Below are 20,921 nucleotides of genomic sequence, written 5' to 3'. Positions count from 1 at the left end.
CTTCCGACTGATTTTGCTTCAACGATATTGTCAGTAAAAATAGAAAACGTTATAATAGAATGGATCACAGGAAGTGCTTCTACAATGCGTGGGAGCACTTTTTTTACTTATCTATGAGGAGGGCAAGTGAATGTTTTTTAATTTTATTGGGTTAACGTTATTTTTTGGTATCGGGATCTTAGTTGCGAATGGCGCCAAAATTGTAGCGAATAAAGGGAAAAAGAGTAAGGGGACCATTCTATTAATGGTGATGGAATTGCTCTTGTTAGGTATCTTTTTATTTGTGACTTTGCCAAGTAAAAATCTTTCAACCGTGTTATGGATTAATCTGATTGGCGCAGTGATTGCTAGTGGGGTGTTATTAAGTACACGCTTAGCTAGTAAAGTCGAAGTTCCTGGTATCCAAAAGGGCCGCAAAGAAGTAGGGAAGAATACCAACAAAACGGCTAACAAAGACTGGTCTGGCAAAATTTTGGGTGTTGCCGTTGTGGCAATGATTTTGTTGACCATTGTCAGTAGTATTACCAGAATTTCTTCCATTGATGAAATTTATCAAACAATTCCTTTAAAAACGGAAGAAAAAGCTGAAGTTTTAACTTCGGCGAAAGAAACACCCATTGCGATTGCACCACAAACGGCGAAACGAAAAATGTTACAGAAATTTTCTGTCATTCCCAATTCCAATATGTTTACTTTGGATGGTATAACGGCACAAGTCGTCAATGGCGAGTATGTTTATGTAGCAACAGTCGAATTTAATGGCTTCTTTAAATGGCTAAAACTGGGGGAAGTACCTGGCTATTTCATCATTAGTGCAACAGATATCAACGCACAGCCAGAATTTGTAGAAAAACCAATTGTTTATACTCCTTCAGCTTACTTTGGCAAAGATGCCGCACGAAAAATTTATTCCGCTTATCCAGGTTATGCAGCAACTGGCACAATCAATTTAGAGCTGGACGACCAAGGGAATCCTTACTATATTCAAACGCTTTACAAAGAGTATGGGGTTTCTGGTCGCATGCACTATAATGAATTTAAAACGGCCGTATTAAATGCTACAACAGGAGAAGTTAACGTTTATGACAGTCAAAAAGCCCCAAGTTTCGTTGATGCGCCGATTACTAGCTCAGCGGCGAATAGCTTAAATGAATTCTTTGGTCGTTACAGTCAAGGCTGGTGGAACCAGACAATGTTTGGTGCCAAAAAAGATGTTAAAATTCCAACTGAAAATGGTATTTATGCATCAGGACAAATTACGCCGATGATGAACAAGGAAGGGAACCAGTTGCTTTATTTTACGGACTTTACAAGTAGTGAAAAAGACCAAGATTCCGCTTTAGGTTATTCCTTAATCAATGCCCGAACAGGCCAAGTTACGTATTATCGTGATACTAAAGTCGGCATTATGGATAGTGATGGCGCCATTTCTATCGCTTCAAAAATTTATCCAGAAAAGAAATGGAAAGCTAGTATGCCAGTCCTTTATAACATTGATGGCGTGCCAACGTGGATTGTTTCGCTAATGGACAGTAAAGGGATTTTCAAAAAATATGTCTATATAAACGCCGTAGATAATGATATTGTGATTGATGCAGACACGGCACAAGGCGCATTAGACGCTTATCGAATTGAGTTAGTAACCAAAGGAAGTAACAATGAAAATACAGACAAAGCCAACTTGAAAACGATGCAAGGTAAAGTAGCTCGTGTCTCAGTAGTAGCTGGAGAAGCGCAAACGGTAGTTTCATTTTTACTAGAAGATGAAAAAACCATTTTTAGCGTAACGACTAATAACAGTCCGCTGGCGCTATTCTTAAAAGAGGGCGACCAAGTGACATTTAAAGCCGTAGTGACTGAAAATGCTAAAGCAGCGAATGTTGAAGAATTGAAAATTGCAGGATTAAACTAAGAGGTCGGGACAGAAGTGTTTAACTCCGAGAAATAAGAAGGAATTTCCGAAAATTGTTCTTTAATTTTTGGAGAATTTCGGCTTATTTCCGAAGGAGTTGCTTTTGTTCCCGCCGTTTATCAATTTTTAAGCCTGGAACAAAAATCCAAAGTGATTTTTGTCCCAGGCTCTCTTGGAAAAGAAGAAAAATCCACCTATTTCTGCTATGATAAGAGAGAAAAAGAATACGAAGGAGCTTCGCCCATGCGCAACATAAAATTAACCATTGAATATGATGGTAAAAGATACTCAGGTTGGCAACGACTAGGTAATTCAGAGAAAACGATTCAAGGGAAAATTGAAAGTATTTTAACACAAATGACAGGTGAACCGATTGAAATTATTGGCTCAGGCAGAACGGATGCCGGCACACATGCACGTGGTCAAGTAGCGAATTTTAAAACGACTAGTTCACTAACAACAACCGAAATGTTATCCTTTTTAAATCGATATTTACCTGGCGATATTGTTGTTAAAGAAGTTACAGAAATGCCTGAACGTTTTCATGCACGGTATAACGCCACAGGCAAACAATACAGCTACTATGTTTGGAATAGCCCAATTCCTAATGCCTTTGAACGGTATCATAGTTTTCACTTTCCCAAAGCGTTGGATCAAGAAAAAATGGAACAAGCTTGCCAAAAATTAATAGGGACCCATGATTTTATTGGTTTTTCAGCATTGAAAAAAACCAAAAAACCGACTACTCGAACGATTGAAAAGATTACGATTGAAAGAAACGGCGAAATGTTACAGTTCACTTTTGTGGGCAATGGTTTCTTGCATAAAATGGTCCGCATCCTCGTTGGGACACTTTTAGAAATTGGTGCAGGCACCAAAGAATTAGCGATAATTGACGAATTATTCGCAACAAAAGTCCGAGAAGGCGCAGGTGAAACGGCTCCTGCACAAGGGTTATTTTTAGATGAAGTGTATTATAAATAACAAAAAAATAAATTTTCTTTAACCACACCAATTAAAAAGTTGAACTTCATCTAAAAAGTGCTAACGTTAAGAAGAGATTAACAATAGAAAGAGGTCATTTTTTTGCTATCTTTACTTATTTCTGTCAAAAAATTATTTTCATCTTTTTTAGGTATCTTAAAAAAAGAAGACACGCGTGCCTTGTTCTTTTTACTGGCAACTACGTTGTTGAGTGGGACTATTTTTTATTCAACAGTGGAAAAATTGTCGCCATTAGATTCGTTATATTTAAGTTTCATGACGTTAACCACGATTGGTTATGGAGATGTGCATCCAGTTACTGACTTGGGAAAAATTTTCACCATGGTTTATGCTACAGTAGGCTTGGGGATTATGGCTATGTTTATTTCGGTCGTAGCAAAATCCTACTTGTATTCTAAACAAAGTCATCACCACCATCACCATAAAAACAAAGAACATTCAGCGGAAAAGTCTTCAGAAAAATAGACGAAATTGATGAGTTGACCAAGTGTTTCTCGAAAAATGAAAGTTTTTTGAGAAACACTCTTTTTTTATCTTAATAATTATGGTAGTATGTCCCAAACTGTATTTTATTTTAAAGGAGCGTGAAGTGAATGGTCAAAGCGATTCGGAAATTATCGTTAATTCAAAAAATCATGATAGGGATTGTGATTGGAACCACCTTGGGTTTCTTGGTGCCTGAATGGACCTTCATCAGCGTTCTTGGTGAATTGTTTGTGGGCGCCTTAAAAGCAATTGCGCCGATTTTAGTTTTTGTCTTAATTATTGCGTCGCTAGCCCAACAAAAGGCTGGGGCGAAAACATATGTTGGATCAATTTTAGTTGTGTATCTGTTAGCGACATTTTTGGCAGCTGTTGTTGCCGTGACGGCAAGCTATCTGTTTCCCGTTAAGATTGTCTTGGAGGCGGCGCAGGAAGCGCAAGCAGCCCCAACGCAACTTAGTGATGTTTTAAGTAATGTGTTAACAAGCGTTGTCCAAAATCCGATTCAAGCGATGATTGAAGGCAATTATTTATCTGTTTTATTTTGGTCCTCATTAATCGGTATTGGGTTACGTCAAAGTTCGGTCGCTACCAAGGATGTGATTGCCAATCTTTCAACAGGGATTACCACGGTCGTTCAAATGATTATCGGCATTGCGCCAATTGGAATTCTAGGTTTGGTGTTTCATTCGGTGGCAACCACAGGCATTGCAGGGTTAGCCAAGTATGGTCAGTTATTATTATTGTTAATTGGTACGATGGCCGTGGTTGCTTTAGTCGTTTATCCAGCGATTGTTTTTTGGAATATTCGGCAAAATCCGTATCCGTTAGTCTTTTTTGTATTAAAGGAAAGTGCGATTCCCGCATTCTTTACACGCAGTTCTGCGGCCAATATTCCCATTAATATGGAATTGGCGAAAGCAATGGATTTAAATGAAGAATCTTATGCGGTCTCTATTCCGCTAGGCGCAACGATTAATATGGGCGGCGCAGCCATTACGATTACCATTATGACATTGGCGGCAGTCCACACATTAGGCATGTCCGTGCCAATCTATTTAGCATTATTGTTGAGTATCATCGCCGCTGTTTCTGCTTGTGGGGCTTCAGGAATTGCTGGTGGTTCCTTGTTGTTAATTCCGCTTGCATGTAGTTTGTTTGGCATTTCCAATGACATTGCCATGCAAGTCGTCGGCGTTGGCTTTATCGTCGGCGTAGTCCAAGATTCCATTGAAACAGCGTTGAACTCTTCTAGTGACTTGTTGTTTACCACCTCAGTTGAGTTAGCAGACCGACGTAAAAATGGTGAAAGTATTGATGTCAAAGCGTTAATTGGCAAAAGTCAATTGGTGGTCGAACAAGAAAATATTTAAAAGAAAGGAACAACCCGCTAAAATGCGGGTTGTTCCTTTCTTTAATAATCTCGGCCCCATTTTTTTCAGGGGCCACTGAAATTATCGACCATTTTGTGAAGAAAATCCTCTCTATAATAAAGGTATCAAGTAAATAGGAGGTACACGAAATGAAATGGTATCAACTTTCCTCAACAAAAGTAATCGAGCAGACTAAGACGAAGCAAACGGGTCTTTCTAGCGAAGAACGTCAGCAACGTTTACAAACGAATGGTCCAAATAAAATTGAAGAAAAACAACAACTGAAAACGTGGCAAAAGCTAGCCAAACATTTTACAGATTTACTAATGGTGGTCTTACTCGCTGCCGCAATTCTAAAATTTGCCACAGGCGAAGTGGTCGAAGGAAGTATCATTTTTCTAGTGGTACTTGTCAATGGCTTTGTCGGTTATTGGCAAGAGCGTAAAGCAGAAGAATCATTAGACGGCCTGAAACAGATGATGGGCCAAGAGGCAGTCGTTCTAATTGATGGACAAAAAACAACCGTTTCTTCTGAAACATTGGTTCTGGGAGATGTAGTCACGTTACAAGCTGGCGATGTAGTCCCAGCAGATTTGCGCTTATTTGATGTTCATAATCTGACGATTGAAGAATCAATTTTGACAGGCGAATCAGAAGCCGTGGAGAAAATTACCGGTTCCTTGAATGAAGAATTGCCAACAGGCGATCAAAAGAATTTGGCTTTTTCAGGAACTCTTGTCCAAGCGGGCTCAGCCTTGGGCGTTGTAGTAGAAACAGGAGATTCCACTGAAGTTGGAAAAATTAATCACGCGTTGCAGTCAGTAGATCAAAAAACAACGCCGCTCGTGCGGAAAATGCACCAATTAAACAAGCAAATTTTCCAAGGGATTATGGTCTTGATCGTGTTTCTGATTTTCTTTACCACTTTTCGTCATGGCATGGAATGGAGCCTCTTATTTTCTGCGATGATTGCATTAATTGTAGCAATGATTCCAGAAGGCTTACCTGCTGTGTTAACGATGATTTTATCGATGGGTGTTCATGAGATGGCTAGAGAAAATGCGATTATTAAAGGCATGCCTTCCGTTGAAACATTAGGTTCAATGACAGTTATCTGTTCAGACAAAACAGGAACGCTAACTAAAAATGAAATGACGGTAATGGATGTAGTGACTGAAGAAATGACCATTGTCAAAGAGATTATGGCCAACTGTCAAGAATTGAAATTACAAGACCAACAAAAAATCGCCGACTTACAAGGGAATCCTACCGAGTTAGCTTTACTACAATATGTTGATCAGGATCAACTGTCTTTACGCCCTGTAGAAAAGAAAATTCCGTTTAGTTCAAGTTATAAATACATGGCCACTCGCCATCCGCAAGCAGAAGGTTCAATTATTTATGTCAAAGGTGCGCCAGAAGTATTGTTACAACTTTCTATGTTATCTGATAATCAAAAAGGTGCTTGGCAAGCACAAGCTGCGCAATTAGCGCAAAAAGGACAACGGGTATTAGGTTTCGCTTATAAGACAGTTACGTCACAACAGGAACTGACACATGAAACATTGTCAGGATTGACGTTTGCTGGACTGGCAGGCATCATCGATCCGCCAAAAGAAAGTGCCATTCAAGCCGTCAAAGAATCTCAAGAAGCAGGTATTTCCGTCAAAATGATTACCGGAGACCATAAAGATACAGCGCAAGCCATTGGCGAGCAGGTTGGTTTAAAGCATACGAAAAAAGTCCTTGAAGGATTAGAAATTGATGCTATGTCAGATGAAGAATTAGCCCAGCACGTTCAAAAAGTCGATGTATTTGCACGAACGACGCCAGAACATAAATTACGAATTGTCACGGCTTTACAAAACAATGGTGAAATTGTCGGGATGACCGGCGATGGCGTGAACGATGCGCCAGCACTAAAGAAAGCCGATGTCGGAATTGCCATGGGAATTAAAGGAAGTGAAGTAACCAAACAAGCCGCAGATATGGTTTTGGCAGATGATAATTTCCATACGATTGCTAAAGCTGTGAAAGAAGGACGCCGCATTTTTGATAACTTGAAAAAGACGATTACCTTCTTCTTGCCAACCTCTTTAGCACAAGGTTTAATTGTTGTCTGGGCGCTTTTAATGAATCATCCTCTACCGTTGACACCTGTCCAGATATTATGGGTAAACATGGTAACTACGATTACTTTGTCTTATGCATTAGGTTTTGAAAAAGCGAGTGCTGATACCATGAAACGACCACCAAGAGATGTCAACGAAGGCATTTTAACAAAGTACAGTATTTTTAGAATCGTCTATGTGTCGGTACTCATTATGGTACCAGGTTACCTCATGGCGTTACAATTTGAGGGCCAAGCCTTACAGCAAACGTTCCTCTTACAAAGTATCGTCTTAGCGCAAGCAGCGTATATGATCAACTGTCGTAAGTTGGTTGATCCGTCGTTAAGCACAGGATTTTTCCAAAATAAAGTGTTGTTTGCTTCATTAGGAATCCTCTTTTTACTACAAGCACTAGTGGTCTACTTGCCAGTAGCGCAGCAATTAATTGGCACAACTTCTTTAAATGGCCTTCAATTAGCAATGATTTGTGTCCATGTTGTGAGTCTGTTTTTCCTTGTTGAAGGGGAAAAATATATAACCAAACGACTCATGACGAAAGAAAGCCAAAAAACTAGCGAATGTCCTCGCTAGTTCCTTTAAAAATAAGAATGAAGAGTGAGCTCTGCTAGTCGGCGGAGTTCATTTTTTGTTGGAATTAAAGAGAGATAAAAGACAGGAAAATCAAGATGATCCAAGGGGAAATTGGAAATAATTATGTCGGCTTCATTTAACGTCAACTGGCTTAGTTCCACATATTCAATGGCTTGTAATTTCACACGAGTACCTAAATAAGCAGCTAATTCTTGTTGTAAAAAAGCTTTCCAAGCAGGTTCCCCTTGAAAGAGGAAATAGGCAGTCATCGTTTGCGCCTGAATGGAATAACTGGCTTGTTTTTCTAACAAAGAAGCCAAACTAAGAAAATAAGTCGGTTCTTCAATCGTGGTGTAGCGAGATAAAATCTCCAAAAGTTCTTGGTTGCTCTTTGATAACGCAAGGTCTTCTGCGGCTTGTTCGGTCATTAATTCTTGATATTCCAATTGAAATTGCTCAGAAAGTGTTGGGGACTCGGTATATTTAATGAATAACAATAACAGATTATCCAATAAATTTGTTTGGATTAAATCAGGCCGGGCTTCTTCAGTGGACAAATTAGTGACAAACTGTTGTAACGACTTTCGCAGCTGACTGTAATGAGTGTGGAGCGCAGAAGCCAACGTTTCGCCATAGACATTATCGTAATTCCAGCTTTCTAAGAAACAAAAGAAGGCAAAAAAACTTTCTTCCCCTTGCAAATAGATGCCTTCAGAAGCATAAAGCTTTGCCAAGGACGGTTGATAAAGTTGAAACAAGACATCTTTTGAGTCAAAAGAAAATTGACTCACTCGGCAATTGGCTTTGTTGCGAATCGTGTTAATGAAAAACCAACAAGCACCAAAAATTTCTTCCGTTTCCACCATCAACTCACTACTGTAAACTTGTTTCAAAAATTGAAAATAATGCTCCTCATGAATAGAATAATCGTCAAAAAAATAATTATTATGAGTAAAAGGCACCAACAAACGGTGATAAAAAATCCGAATATTGCTTTCTGCCCCAATTAGCTGAATGGTCGTCGTGGTTAGTTGAATCGTTAAATGAAAATCACGTAAGGCCAGATTCATTTTTTTGATATGTCGCTTCAAAGTTTCATAAGAAACACCACTAGTGCTCAAAAAAGAAGTTGTTACTAACTCTTTCGTAAATAGTAGCTCTTTTAATAGTTGAATACTAATGGATTGAGGTAAAAATAATGACCAAAGCTCATTGGTTTGCGCATTCCCCTGATTACGTAACCGAATACCACTGCTATCGGTTTCAATGGACCAGTCGGCGGGTAATTGACTGCGAATATACTGTAAATCCGAAAAAACGGTTCGCTCTGTCGTCTGGATTTGCGTGGCTAAACGCTTGGCTGTCAGCTGAGGAACATTTAACAACTGTTCCAACAAACGAATTTGCCGAAGCAAATCTTTTTCCGTTATCACACGTTTTAACATGGAGTACATGGCAAAACCTCCTTTTGCTTAAGAATACGGATAAAAAGGGGATTGGTCAATTAAAAAAAGAAGCGAATCGTCATTCGCTTCTTTTTATTCACTATACAAAAATATCAAATGTATGCAAAACGGCTGACAATAAAATGGTTACAACAGCCATTCCTGATACAAAGCCGACAGCACCAGGAACAAACGGAGGTAATCGTTTAGCAATATAGCTACCGACAGGGGCCGCACTGATTCCTGCTAAAACGGCGATGGTCAGGGAAAGCCAAAAGCCACCACCCATCATTAAAATCACACCAGGAACAATACTGACCAGTGGCATAAATGTTGGATACCAACCTTCTTCAGCGAAATGTTTTCGATAAAGAAAAACACCCACAGCCGAAGCAATCATTTGTCCCATTAAAATGTCAGGAACCAAGCCAGAACCATTTGTAATATGATTAATATTGACAAACCAATCTGTTAAAACGCCTAGAATTACCAAACCTCCAACTAACTCATTTCCATAAAACCAAGCTTCGGAGAAGTCAGCAAAAGTGCGTCGTATTGACCATTGAAAGGTTTGCGTATTTTCAATTTTAGGTTGTTTTTGCCGCTTCTGAGCGATTGGTGCAACAGAAGGAACCATCCAAGGAAGTTGATGACAGATGGCTGAAACAATCCAGCCAACAAAAGCCATTGTGGTAACGTTGGAAACTGTCCCAGGTACATTTAAAAGGGGCATCAATTGCGCATTCAGCCAATTGGCAAACGGAAAGGTGAAAAGCGCACTCAACAGAGAAATCGTTCCTAATTTTTTCCAGCCAGGACCATAAACGAGCGTTAAAGCTGGCGGCGTGCCGACCACCACAATAAACGTTGGTAACCACAACACTTCTTTTGTAAAAAAGCGTGTAAAATCAAAAACATAAATAGTTAAAAAGAGGGAAAGTAGCTGAGAAGCAAGTACCCAAGGCCAAGCACCAGAACCACCAGCAATTGCAAATCCCTGCCATTTTGAATTTTTCCGATAAAGTTGCCAAGCAATCAGACCACCGATTAGTAAGAAAAGCGTTGTAAAAAGTCCACCGTAAAATTCCCCTTCCGTGAAGTTCATAACAAAATAGATAAATTTGTAAAATCCCTGCTGATTCACTTTGGTAACTACGTCATTGTAAGGAAAAAAGTTAGACACATGTCGAAAGTCATTCATGATCCAATACAGGAACATTCCCAAAAAAATTTTTACAACAAGAGCTAAAACGGCTTCGTAATTGATCGATTTATTTTTCATATGATCGCTCCAAAAAAATGACATTTTACTAAGTTTTTGAAATTAGTTTATTTTAGCTACTAAAGCTTTTAGTGCCTCGTTAAAGACATTTGCTGGCGGATTAGTCAATCCAGCGCCAATCATACCAATCCCCGGTTCTTTATGAGCAATAGCAGTATTAATGACAGGCAGCATCCCTGTTTCTAAGACTTTTAAGACATCGATGCCTGAAGGAATCCCCATAAAATCTAAAACAGGAATCGTGACATTGGGATTTTCTTTCGTAGTAATTTCCAGCATTTCTTTTGAATAATTCAATGCTTCTGCCACTGTTCCGCCAACTAATGGGACAATTGCTGGTGCAGCTGCCATAGCAAATCCGCCAACACCATACGTTTCTGTAATAGCACTATCGCCCATATCCAAACCAGCATCTTCTTGTGTGTAACCAGCAAACATCGGACCAATCACCCGTTGGGCAGGCCCCGTAAACCAGTGATTTCCGCCAATCCCACTGACACGAATCCCAAATTCGACCCCATTGCGACACATGGTGGTGACAATTGTACTATTCTCCACATTATGCCCAGCATCTAACGCACATTTAGCGGCGCCCATCCAAGTCGGACCAGAAAAATAGTCAGAACTGCCAAGAAATTCAAATACTTCTTTTAATTGTTCACGAGAAAAATCAGTTTGAACCATGTAAGGTGTTAATGCTTGGACTAACAACGTACTTCCAGCTACATTGCGATTATGACACTCATCACCCATATGCAAGGCTTGCGAAAGCATTAAGCGTAAATCAATGCCTTCTGGACAAAAAGTCATGGCATCATGAAGTAATGGACCTAAAACATCGCGCATCCAAATCAGGCGATCCACGACGGATTGATCATTTGCACCAAATCGTAAAACTTTCGCCAATTGTTCACTTAAATTAGTAAAAGCCGTGTTGCCGTACGTTTCATTTTTGATAATATGAACGTACATATTCGGAGAAGTCACGCCAGCCATGGAACCAACGGCATCATGTTCATGACAAGGAGAAAACGTAATCGCGCCAGAACGAGCAACCCGATCGGCATCAGCTAGATCTTTTGCTAATCCTTCAAAAACAAGCGCTCCTTGAACGGCACCTTTCATCGGTCCGCACATATTTTCATAAGTAATGGGTGGCCCAGCATGTAAAATGGTCGTTTCAGTCATATCGGGCATGACATTAATTGCTTTATCAAATCCTACTAAAATAGGTTTTGATTGAATAATGCGGGTAACCGCTTCTTCGTTGGCTTGTTGGATTTTTTCATAAAGTGTTGGATTTTTTAATTGATCCAATAATTTCAATAGCTCTGGGTCACCATTGGCTGGCGGTGCCCAATTTACTTGATGTGAAGGAATCCCTTGTTTTTTCATATCTTCATGAATAAAGTCAATGCCTACATTGATCGTATCTAAAGGCTGTTTAAAAAGATCATTTCTGCTCATGTTCGTTCGCTCCTTTTACAAAAGTTTTGGTGGCTTCGCAAAGTTGATGACTGCTGTCGACAACGAGAACCTCTAAATCTTCTAAAATTTTCCGCTGTTCATGAATATCTTGTGGATCTTCTTCGGTCCCTAAAACATAGCCAATAATGGCTAACTCACGACCATCTGCTTTCGCTATTGCTTTGGCTTCCTTTAACGCCTCCGCTAACACGCCAACAGGATTTTCGTGAGAACCATAACCTAATTCAAAATCTAACGCTAAAACTGCCACTTCAGGATCTTTGGCTTCTTGAAGAATGCGAGTAATCCGAGAAGTCGGATCGATCATTGGATGTGGGCGTCCTTCTGTGAAACGATCATCACCGAAATCAATCAATGTATGTGCTTGGCTGTGGTCAGGATTTGCTAATTGCCGTTCAGGAATTTTATGAATATTACTATAAACATCATCAGAGACTTCTGTTAAAGCATATAAAAGTTCATCACAAAGAGTGCCACCACAGAACAACCCACGAACAAATTTTTGAGAAGGGGCTTGTTGCTGTTGGATGGCTGTTAACGTTGCGCCTGTCGGATTTTGATAGAGGCTGGTTTCCGCTTCCTGTGTTTGACTAAATTGAATCACCTTTTGAACTGCATCCAGAGAAGAAGTAGCAAAAGTGACGTTGTCTATTTTTCGTTCCGTTTGTTCACTGCCGATAAAATAAATAACAACTGGTTTAGTTGAAACAGCTAATTTTTTTAAAATTTTCTCTGTTACTTCTGGAGCAGGCGGTTTAGAAATAAGCAAAATTGCCTTAGTTTGTTCGTCAGCCATTAAAGCATCCAGCCCGTCAAGCATCATCAGCCCACCAATTTCAGCAGACAAATCACGGCCACCAGTACCAATTAATTGTGAAATCCCATAACCATATTTATGGATTTGAACACTAACTTCTTGGCTACCCGTACCAGAAGCGCCGACAATTCCAATATCTCCTGAACGTACCTCGTTAGCAAAACATAACCCAACGCCATTAATAATCGCTGTTCCACAATCAGGACCCATCACAAACAGTTCTTTTTCGTGTGCTTTTTGTTTTAACGCTAATTCCTCGTTAACCGTCACGTTATCACTAAAGAGCATGACGTGTTTTTGCTGATCTAAAGCTTTATGCGCTTCTCGTGCAGCAAATTTTCCATTGACAGAAATTACAACTAAGTTGGCATCAGGCTCTTCATGAAGGGCTGAATCTAACGTCTTATAGGTTACTTCAGAAGAAGCGGTTTTCTTTTTCTTCGTAAATAACTCGTCGACTTGCTGTAAAATTTCTTCTGAGTTCGCTTGGTCATCAAGATCTAAAACAATTAATAAATCGCCCGTTGTAACATGATCCAAGGCGGGTGTATATAAACCAACATTCCGAATCACTTCAAGATTCATGTCGGTTCCCATCCCAATCATTGCGGTTTTAACTCCAGCCAGTTCATTGGCTCGTGTTGAAATGGTCATTAAAGTAACTGAATCAAAATAGGCGTTCTCTTTAATTACTGTTTGAATTGTCATGATTATTCTCCTCACAAAATAGTTTTAAACCAAAAATAATGCCGCAAAGTATGTCGCTTCCTGAAGTTGAGCCCACCTCCTCTAAAGCTGAAACCGCTTGAGCCATTTCGTTTGTATTTCCACTTTCAATTGATAAAAAAACACGCTGAACTAGCTGAGAAAACCGCTCGTTCACTGCTTCATGGATTTCCGCATAACTGACCGCATTCGTTCGTTCCTTGGCTAGCACAGCCAGCTGTTGGAAATTCGAGGGAAGCTGCTGTAATGCAGAAAAACTAGCAATTAATCCTGTGATAAAATCATCGCCAGTGGGAGTTAAACCAATCCCCAATCCCAAAATCTTCGTTAAACAATCAAGAGCTATTTTAAAAGATTTTTGCTCCCAAGCTTGTTGAAAATGAACCATTTCTTTTTGAATCTGGGTCCGACTATAAGAATCAAAAAGAAAGGTTGACGACGAAGCAGGAAAAAGCGTTTGCCAAGGATTGAAACGAGTTTGCTGAATATACGTTAAAAAAATAGCTATTTTTGTTTTACTGGGTGTTAAATAAAGTGGCGTTGGTTGCCAAATTTGGGCATCGGCTAGGGTTAATTGTCGTCGGCCTAACCGGATAAACAGGGGCTCAATTTGGACAGGTAAATCAGCGAAATGGCTAAGTTTTTTTTCATCGAGTATAATCGTGTTAGGTGCTATATGTTCGGGATGCGTTGAAATGGTCAAGAGAATTTCTTGGGTGTCTACATGACCATAATTAATAGCGTGCGTAAAACATTGCAAACTAGTCAATGTTTGATGAGGGAGTTTCGATAAAATCGTTTGGTCATAAGCTAAAATTTTTGTCATTCCAACGACCTCCTTTTTAATAGCGCTTTCACGAATTCATAATAAAAGAATCCAGCACGCTAAACAATTGCTAAAAATGACATTGATTTACAAGTTTGAATGGACAATTTGTACATTGGGAGGATAAATGATGTTAAAAGTGAGTGATTTATTAACGTTAGAAGAATTACCTGGCATTACCTTAGTGGCAGGACATAAAAATCAGGACCAACCGATTTTAAAAGTCAATATTTTAGAAAATCCTGATATTTTAGATTGGCTAACAGCAGGTGAGCTGCTGTTAACGACAGGGTACATATTTAAAGATGATCGGAAATTACAGAAAAATTTTTTGAAAGAACTAGCCAAACACCATTGTGCTGCCTTAGGATTTAAAACCCAACGTTATTTTGAAGAAGTTCCACCAGACCTAATCAAACTAGCAAATGAAATGAATGTACCTATTTTAGCAATTCCTTACAACTACACCTTTTCGCAAATTGCTGACGTGTTGAAAAGTCGTGTCACGTTAGAACAATTTGACATGAATGCGCAAGAAACCGCATTGCATAATAAAATTTATCAAATCTTAGAAACGGGAAGTAGCAGTTTTCATTTACTACAGGATCTAGCAGAAACCATTCAAAATCCTGTCTTGTTATTGAATGACCATTTTGAAGGAGTTAATTTTTTTGACTTGCCTAAAAATCCAATTCGTATTTCTAGCATTTTAGAAGATAGACAAGAAACCTCAGAGTTCCAAAAACAATTATTGGAACAAAGTCATCCATTATTACGCTTTTATCAAGAACCGATTCATTTACAGTTGAAACTCCAGAACCAAGTGGTGCCAATTGAAATTTATCCAATTAAAAAGAAAAATGTTATTTTATATTATTTACTCGTCTGGAACACCTTGGCTCCATTACGGCCAGTCGATGTGGCTCATTTTAAAATCACAGCTCATTACTTACTTTTACAATTGCAATTGGAATACTCACGGAAATTTGAAGAATACCAACAACGAAACGAATTATTTTTTAAGCTGATTGCGCATGAAAAGAGGGATCAAGCTGTTTTCCAACAATTTCAACAGTATTATCGCTTGACAATAGATAAGCCCTATGCGATTTTGCTAATTTCATTAACCTTAAATGAACGCCAAAGGCAAGAAAGAATGTCTATTTTAGGCAACCAGCTAAACCAAGTTATCTTAGGGGACAAACAAAAAATTGTTTGTATTGAAATTGACAGTTCCTTTGTCTTATTAGTTGAAGATCCACCTGAAAAAGAAGGCGATTATCTGAAAATGATGCAACGCCTAGCACAAAGTAGTATAAATCAGTTAATGAAAGTACAAGAAGATGTGGAACTTTTCCTAACAATAGGACCTAAGATTCAAGGTCTGACCCAGATTCATGAATCGTATCAACAAGCGATTGACGTTTTAGCCTTTCAACGTCAATTCATTGCGGAAAAACCTGAAATGAGGATTGCTTCCTACGCGAATTTTCATTTTAGACAGACACTACAACGTTATTTTTTAGAAGAAGGACAAGCAACCCTCAGAAACAAATATCTTCAACCATTGCAGAAAAGTGATCAACAGCAACATACCGACTTTGTCCATACACTGAATGTCTATTTTCAATCAAAACGAAACTTGTCTCAAACAGCCAAAAAGCTCTTTATTCATCGTAATACTTTGTTACAACGATTGGAGAAAATTGAACAGCTAGTGCTGTTGGATTTTGATAAGGAAGTGGACTTGTTGGCACTGGAAGTGGCGTTGTTTGTGGGAACTTAAGAAGCAATATAAGTGGCGGTTTTTAATTTAATGGAATATATATAGCTAAAAGAAACGATTATACAAGAAGGATAATTTAATCAATAAAAAATGGAATCTTTTCATAACCTCAATTTTTTCAAAAAAATAAATCCTTCCCAAAATCTTCAAACACAAACCACTAACTATCTGCTACTATAAAAGAAACAACTATCATTTGGAGGAAGTATGCGTAACAGAAAAATGTGGACAATTATCGTCAGTGGGTTATTTTTAAGTAGTATCATCGCGGGAATTTCAGGAGCGTTTTTAATCATTGAAGGAGAGCTAACAACTCTGCTCTGGGAGGTGTTGCCAGCGCAAATGAAATGGCCAATCCTCTATTATTTTATCTTGTGTGTGCTAGGAGCGTTGGTATTGAGTTATCTGAAGAAACGCTTCGGACAAGTACCACAAACGGCGCATGAGGCTCTGACAGAATTGAAGGCGAAACAATCGGTCGATTATTCAGGAGTGTTTAGAAATTTATTGGCCGCCTTGGTAATTTTAATTTTCGGGGCTGGTGTCGGTCCTGAAGCCGCATTGTTGGGAGCAATTATTTCGTTGTCAGTCTGGCAATCTGATAAGTTAAGGTACCTTTATTTTCATTATGACGAGCAAGAACAGCAAGTATTTTGGACAAAAATTCAGCGCTTGCTACATCCGCAACAGTTTGTTCAGCGCTACGACACGAGGCTCGCTCCTGCGGATAAAAAGAAACTGAAACAAGTGATGAACGGGTTATTTATTGTGAACGGGTTGGTGGTGTTTACCTTTTTAATGAAATTGGTGGGACACCCATCGTTTATTACGAAGTTAGGAACTGGAAAAATTGAAATGGCTTCGTTATGGCTGATTTTACCCGCTTTATTAACTGCTTTTGTGATTGGTAACGCCTATCAATGGTTGCAAGCTGCTCTGGCTAAACTATGCCAACCTTTTGAAGAAAAGCAAAGCATACTGGTAAGCTTTGGTGCAGCTTGTATTTTTCTCTTTGTTGTTTTAATGCCAAGATTACTATTTTCAGGACAATCTTTTATGCATTTAGTTCCTAGTTTTGGTAGTCAACAAGCCTGGTATATCTTGGTGGTCGCTGCGATAATGAAACTAGTATTTTTACAAGTTTGTTTACAGACAGGTTGGATAGGTGGCGATATTTTTCCCGTCGTTTTTTCAGCTATTTTAATCGGGTTTGCGGTCGCACAATTTTTCCCAACAATTGACTCGCTTTTTGTTGTCGCAATTTTTGCTACGAGTTTAACAACCCAGATTTTAGGGACGATTCTTGTACCAGGCATTTTTGTGGGGCTCTTTTTCCCAATCACGCTTTGGCCAGTTGTAGTCCTTGTGTTATTTTTACAATGGCTATTGAAAAATAAAATCATTAAGAGTAACTAGAAAAACGTCAAATCGACTTAGGGGATTAAGCCGATTTGACGTTTTTCTAATTAGAACACTCAAACCATAGTTGATAGTAATCTTGATGTTTTTTTGAAAGCAGATAGCGGCCCAATAGTTGATGGACTTGATAGCCTTGTTCTTTTAAGTAAATTAGATTTTTCTGAATTTGTTGTGGCTGCAACTGATTGCTACTTTCTTCTATACGAATCAGTTGACTATAGTAGCTTTTAGAAGCATCGAATTCCCAGTGTAAGACTAAAGGGAAAGCGGCGCTGTCTTTATTAGTCGTTGAAAAATGTTCAATAGTTTGTTCATCTGGTGATAAAACAAAGCCTAAAATACTTGGATCATTTAAGTAAAGCAAAAGATTTTCTGCTTTAGCAGGGTGGAAATAGTAAAGAGTTTTAAACGGCGGTATTTCTTCTTTCAAGACTTCCTCTTGTAGTTGGCTGACTTCTTCATATTTTTGTTGATAAGTGATTAAGTTTCTGTGAATTTGCTTTAACTGTGTAATGCGTTCTTCTAAATCTTGACGTGCATTTTCTAGTAATTTCTGGGTATCTGATAATGGATTGGTATATAAGTTTTTAATTTCTTTAATGGAAAAATTTAAGTCGCGATAAAACTTGATTTCACAGATAGCAATCAGCTGTTCTGTTGTGTATTGTCGATAATCATTTGTATCGCCTCGAACAGAATGAATCAACCGTTCTTTTTCCCAATAGCGCAATGTGGACTTAGGAATTTTCAACAAGGAAGCAATCGTTTCTAGCGAGTAAAGATGGTCTTGGTTCATCAGCATTCACCTCAATTTTAGTATAACACAAAATTAGTTTATAAAACCGCTTTACCTTGAAGTAACTTTAAGGTGTATACTCAACGTAAATTAGAAAGAGGAGAGAATTGTATGTTTGATAAGTTTCAACGTTTTTTAGAAAAGTTTATTGGTCCAATCGCTGAAAGAATGCAAAAAAGTAAGGTCATTCAAGCACTAACTAATGGGATGATGGCTGTTTTACCCGTTTCTTTAGGGGTTGCTTTTATCGCAATTGTGGGGAATTTTCCTATTCCAATTTGGCAAGAATTTTTAACATCCATTGGGTTAGCTCCAATCATTCAAGAAGTCATTGCTATGACCAGTGGCTTGTACGCTGTTTACATTGTTTGTACTATTGCGTATGAAACTGCGAAGATGGAAAAACAAAATCCCATCACTAGTGTTATTTTATCTTTGGCATTTTTCTTGATCTTGGTACCACAGTTTGCCGTTAAATTAGGTGGAGAAGAAACAGTTGTCATTAAAACAGCATCAATTGGGACTGACGGGATTTTTGTAGCTATTCTAGTCGGTTTAGGTGTAACTATGTTATATAGTTATTTAATGAAAAAAGAATTTTTACGAATTAAATTACCTGATTCCGTTCCTACGATGGTGACAGATTCGTTAAGTCCAACCTTTGTAGCCATGATAATTTTTGTGGTAGCTTTATTAGTCAAAGCTATTTTCACATATACTGGTTCGGGGGATGCGATGAGCTTTTTAACCGAGCTAGTGAGTAAACCAATTGCATCATTAGGTCAATCACCAATGACGGTTATTGTAGTCTTTACACTAGCAAATCTATTATGGTTTTTTGGTATTCATCCAAGTCCAATTATTAATATTTTCTTTGCTGTGATGGCGCCAGTCTTTCTAGCTAATATTAATGCATTTATTGCTGGTCAAGCGTTGCCTTATCCAGAAATTATGTTTTTCTCTAGTATTATTATGGTTGGCGGAACTGGGAATACGATTGGTTTAGCCTTTTGTATGTTAAGAGCAAAATCAGAACGATACAAATCCCTTGGTAAATTAGGTGTTGTACCAAGTATTTTCAATATTAATGAGCCATTGATTTTCGGTGTTCCGATTATGCTGAACCCTATTTTCTTTATTCCGTTGGTAAGTTCAACAGCTGTCGGTGGTTTGGTGTTACATTTATTCTATAAAGTTGGTTTCTTAAATTACTATAATCCAACGGTTGAATTACCTTGGGTGACACCACCAGTTGTTGCAGAAACTTTCTATGGCGGCATTCGCTTTGGGTTGGCAATGATTGCTGTGGTAATTGCTCTGACGTTGTTATATTATCCGTTTTTCCGTATGGCTGATGAACGAGCAGTGAAAGAAGAGCAGACCTTAGCGACAGGAGAACAAGAAAATGAGTAGCAGCGAAAAAAAACAATTGAGCAGTATGCCAAATGATTTTTTGTGGGGTGGTGCAATTTCTGCTACTCAAGTAGAAGGTGCCTATAACCGTGACGGAAAAGGCTTGAGTAATTTAGATTTAGCTTTGCGTTGTAAAAAAGGGGAGAAACGTCAAATAACTCAACAAGTGGATGTAAATCAATACTATCCTTCTCATCGAGCGATTGGCTTTTATGAAAGTTATCAAAAAGATATCCAACTGTTCGCTGATATGGGATTTAAAAGTCTTCGATTTTCAATCCAATGGTCACGCATTTTTCCAACTGGAGAAGAGGAACGGCCTAATGAAGCAGGTTTATTATTTTATGAAAAAATTTTGGACGAGCTAGAGCGTCATCGAATCGAACCAATTATAACGATTTCACATTTTGATTTACCAGAAAATTTAGTGACAAAATATGGTTCGTGGAAAAATCGCCAAGTCATTACGTTCTATTTACGCTTTTGTGAAGCGCTATTTCAACGATTCAGTGATCGTGTCCGCTATTGGATTCCGTTTAATGAGATTAATGTTATTACGTATATGCCTTATTTTTCTACTGGGATTCATACGGAAAATTATCAAGAAATTTTCCAAATGGCGCATCATCAGTTAGTAGCAAGTGCAAAAGCGGTTCAATTAGGTCGGAAATATTCAAGTAACTATCGTTTTGCAACAATGCTTATGTATGGCCCGACTTATCCGCACAATTGTCACCCTGAATCTGTTTTTCAAGCAATGATGGATGATGAGGAAACCTATTATTTTGGTGATATTCAGATTCGAGGATATTATTCTCCGTGGGCTAAAAAAATGTTGGAGCAACTGGGTGTCCAACTAGTTATTACAGAAGAAGATGAACAAGACTTACGAGAAGGTGTGGTGGACTTTGTTAGTATAAGTTATTATATGAGTTGGACTACTGCACCAGAAACAGCAGCAGGAAATATGGCAACAGGAGGGAAAAATCCATTTTTAGAGCAATCTGAATGGGGCTGGCAAGTGGATCCACTGGGACTGCGGATTAGTTTAAATCGTTTGTATCAACGATATGAGAAAGAAATTATGATTGTTGAAAATGGCTTAGGAGCAGTTGATCATTGTTCAGAAAATGGTGAAATTTATGATGATTATCGCATTGATTATTTACAACAACATTTGCTGGCAGTGAAACAAGCGATTGTCTTAGATGGTGTGCCAGTAATTGGTTTTACCGTCTGGAGTGCCATCGACTCAATTAGTGCTTCAACTGGAGAAATTGGTAAAAGGTATGGTTTGATTTATGTAGATTTAGATGATGAAGGTCAGGGGACGCTGGCTCGAAAAAAGAAAGCCTCTTTTTACTGGTATCAAAAGATCATTGAGTCCAATGGTGCAGAGTTGTAAGCTCTATTTTCCGGAGTGGTATGATAAAATAACTGAACAACTA

15 protein-coding genes are annotated in these 20,921 nt (G+C 38.6%); 9 read left to right on the top strand and 6 right to left on the bottom strand.

Annotated elements, in window-relative coordinates; genetic code table 11:
- Positions 1 to 130: 130 nt before the first annotated feature.
- From IGK03_RS12020 to IGK03_RS12000, 5 genes are all read left to right on the top strand, one after another.
- On the top strand, positions 131 to 1,912 hold the full coding sequence (locus tag IGK03_RS12020; RefSeq protein ID WP_010707040.1) for a hypothetical protein: 1,782 nt from the start codon (positions 131 to 133) through the stop codon (positions 1,910 to 1,912).
- 243 nt (positions 1,913 to 2,155) lie between these two features.
- Positions 2,156 to 2,896: a tRNA pseudouridine(38-40) synthase TruA gene (truA, locus tag IGK03_RS12015; RefSeq protein ID WP_049095631.1), complete on the top strand. Its 741-nt coding sequence runs from the start codon at positions 2,156 to 2,158 to the stop codon at positions 2,894 to 2,896.
- Between the two features lie 102 nt (positions 2,897 to 2,998).
- Positions 2,999 to 3,382 (top strand): potassium channel family protein, encoded by a 384-nt coding sequence (locus tag IGK03_RS12010; protein ID WP_002355036.1) that lies wholly within the window; start codon positions 2,999 to 3,001, stop codon positions 3,380 to 3,382.
- Positions 3,383 to 3,510: 128 nt separating this feature from the next.
- Positions 3,511 to 4,773: a serine/threonine transporter SstT gene (sstT, locus tag IGK03_RS12005; RefSeq protein WP_002359106.1), complete on the top strand. Its 1,263-nt coding sequence runs from the start codon at positions 3,511 to 3,513 to the stop codon at positions 4,771 to 4,773.
- 149 nt (positions 4,774 to 4,922) lie between these two features.
- Complete coding sequence (locus IGK03_RS12000) at positions 4,923 to 7,475, top strand: cation-transporting P-type ATPase (RefSeq protein ID WP_430602347.1); 2,553 nt, start codon at positions 4,923 to 4,925, stop codon at positions 7,473 to 7,475.
- A 5-nt stretch (positions 7,476 to 7,480) separates the two neighbouring features.
- On the opposite strand, the gene IGK03_RS11995 is transcribed toward IGK03_RS12000, so the two are convergent.
- The 5 genes from IGK03_RS11995 to IGK03_RS11975 all read right to left on the bottom strand — a co-directional run bounded on the left by IGK03_RS11995 (position 7,481) and on the right by IGK03_RS11975 (position 14,059).
- On the bottom strand, positions 7,481 to 8,920 hold the full coding sequence (locus IGK03_RS11995) for a helix-turn-helix domain-containing protein (RefSeq protein ID WP_025190593.1): 1,440 nt from the start codon (positions 8,918 to 8,920) through the stop codon (positions 7,481 to 7,483).
- A 100-nt stretch (positions 8,921 to 9,020) separates the two neighbouring features.
- Entirely contained in the window at positions 9,021 to 10,202 is a 1,182-nt protein-coding gene (locus tag IGK03_RS11990) for a hypothetical protein (protein ID WP_101008606.1), read from the bottom strand.
- A 42-nt stretch (positions 10,203 to 10,244) separates the two neighbouring features.
- The gene (locus IGK03_RS11985) at positions 10,245 to 11,669 is read right to left on the bottom strand and encodes a DUF1116 domain-containing protein (protein WP_002355045.1); all 1,425 of its coding nucleotides are present in this window, start codon (positions 11,667 to 11,669) and stop codon (positions 10,245 to 10,247) included.
- The gene (fdrA, locus tag IGK03_RS11980; protein ID WP_010713750.1) at positions 11,656 to 13,215 is read right to left on the bottom strand and encodes an acyl-CoA synthetase FdrA; all 1,560 of its coding nucleotides are present in this window, start codon (positions 13,213 to 13,215) and stop codon (positions 11,656 to 11,658) included. The genes IGK03_RS11985 and fdrA overlap by 14 nt, the downstream gene beginning before the upstream one ends.
- Complete coding sequence (locus IGK03_RS11975) at positions 13,193 to 14,059, bottom strand: DUF2877 domain-containing protein (RefSeq protein ID WP_010713751.1); 867 nt, start codon at positions 14,057 to 14,059, stop codon at positions 13,193 to 13,195. Before IGK03_RS11975 ends, fdrA begins: the two co-directional genes overlap by 23 nt.
- A 127-nt stretch (positions 14,060 to 14,186) precedes the next feature.
- Between IGK03_RS11975 and IGK03_RS11970 the strand changes: the two genes are divergently transcribed.
- Positions 14,187 to 15,845, top strand: coding sequence for a PucR family transcriptional regulator (locus tag IGK03_RS11970; RefSeq protein ID WP_202334909.1), 1,659 nt, complete (start codon positions 14,187 to 14,189; stop codon positions 15,843 to 15,845).
- 207 nt (positions 15,846 to 16,052) lie between these two features.
- Positions 16,053 to 17,261 (top strand): chloride channel protein, encoded by a 1,209-nt coding sequence (locus IGK03_RS11965; protein WP_016616577.1) that lies wholly within the window; start codon positions 16,053 to 16,055, stop codon positions 17,259 to 17,261.
- A 46-nt stretch (positions 17,262 to 17,307) separates the two neighbouring features.
- Here the strand turns inward: IGK03_RS11965 and IGK03_RS11960 are convergent, their stop codons facing one another.
- On the bottom strand, positions 17,308 to 18,060 hold the full coding sequence (locus IGK03_RS11960) for a MerR family transcriptional regulator (RefSeq protein WP_002372894.1): 753 nt from the start codon (positions 18,058 to 18,060) through the stop codon (positions 17,308 to 17,310).
- Between the two features lie 111 nt (positions 18,061 to 18,171).
- Between IGK03_RS11960 and IGK03_RS11955 the strand changes: the two genes are divergently transcribed.
- Positions 18,172 to 19,473, top strand: coding sequence for a PTS sugar transporter subunit IIC (locus IGK03_RS11955; RefSeq protein WP_033625167.1), 1,302 nt, complete (start codon positions 18,172 to 18,174; stop codon positions 19,471 to 19,473).
- A complete protein-coding gene (locus IGK03_RS11950) occupies positions 19,466 to 20,878 on the top strand; it encodes a glycoside hydrolase family 1 protein (protein ID WP_010713756.1) in 1,413 nt (470 codons plus the stop codon). The genes IGK03_RS11955 and IGK03_RS11950 overlap by 8 nt, the downstream gene beginning before the upstream one ends.
- Positions 20,879 to 20,921: the final 43 nt, after the last annotated feature.

This window comes from Enterococcus sp. DIV2453a, from assembly GCF_050533535.1.
Classification (GTDB): Bacteria; Bacillota; Bacilli; order Lactobacillales; family Enterococcaceae; genus Enterococcus; species Enterococcus faecalis.
Note: the sequence above shows the minus strand (reverse complement) of the source record. Positions and strands in the feature narration are given on the sequence as shown.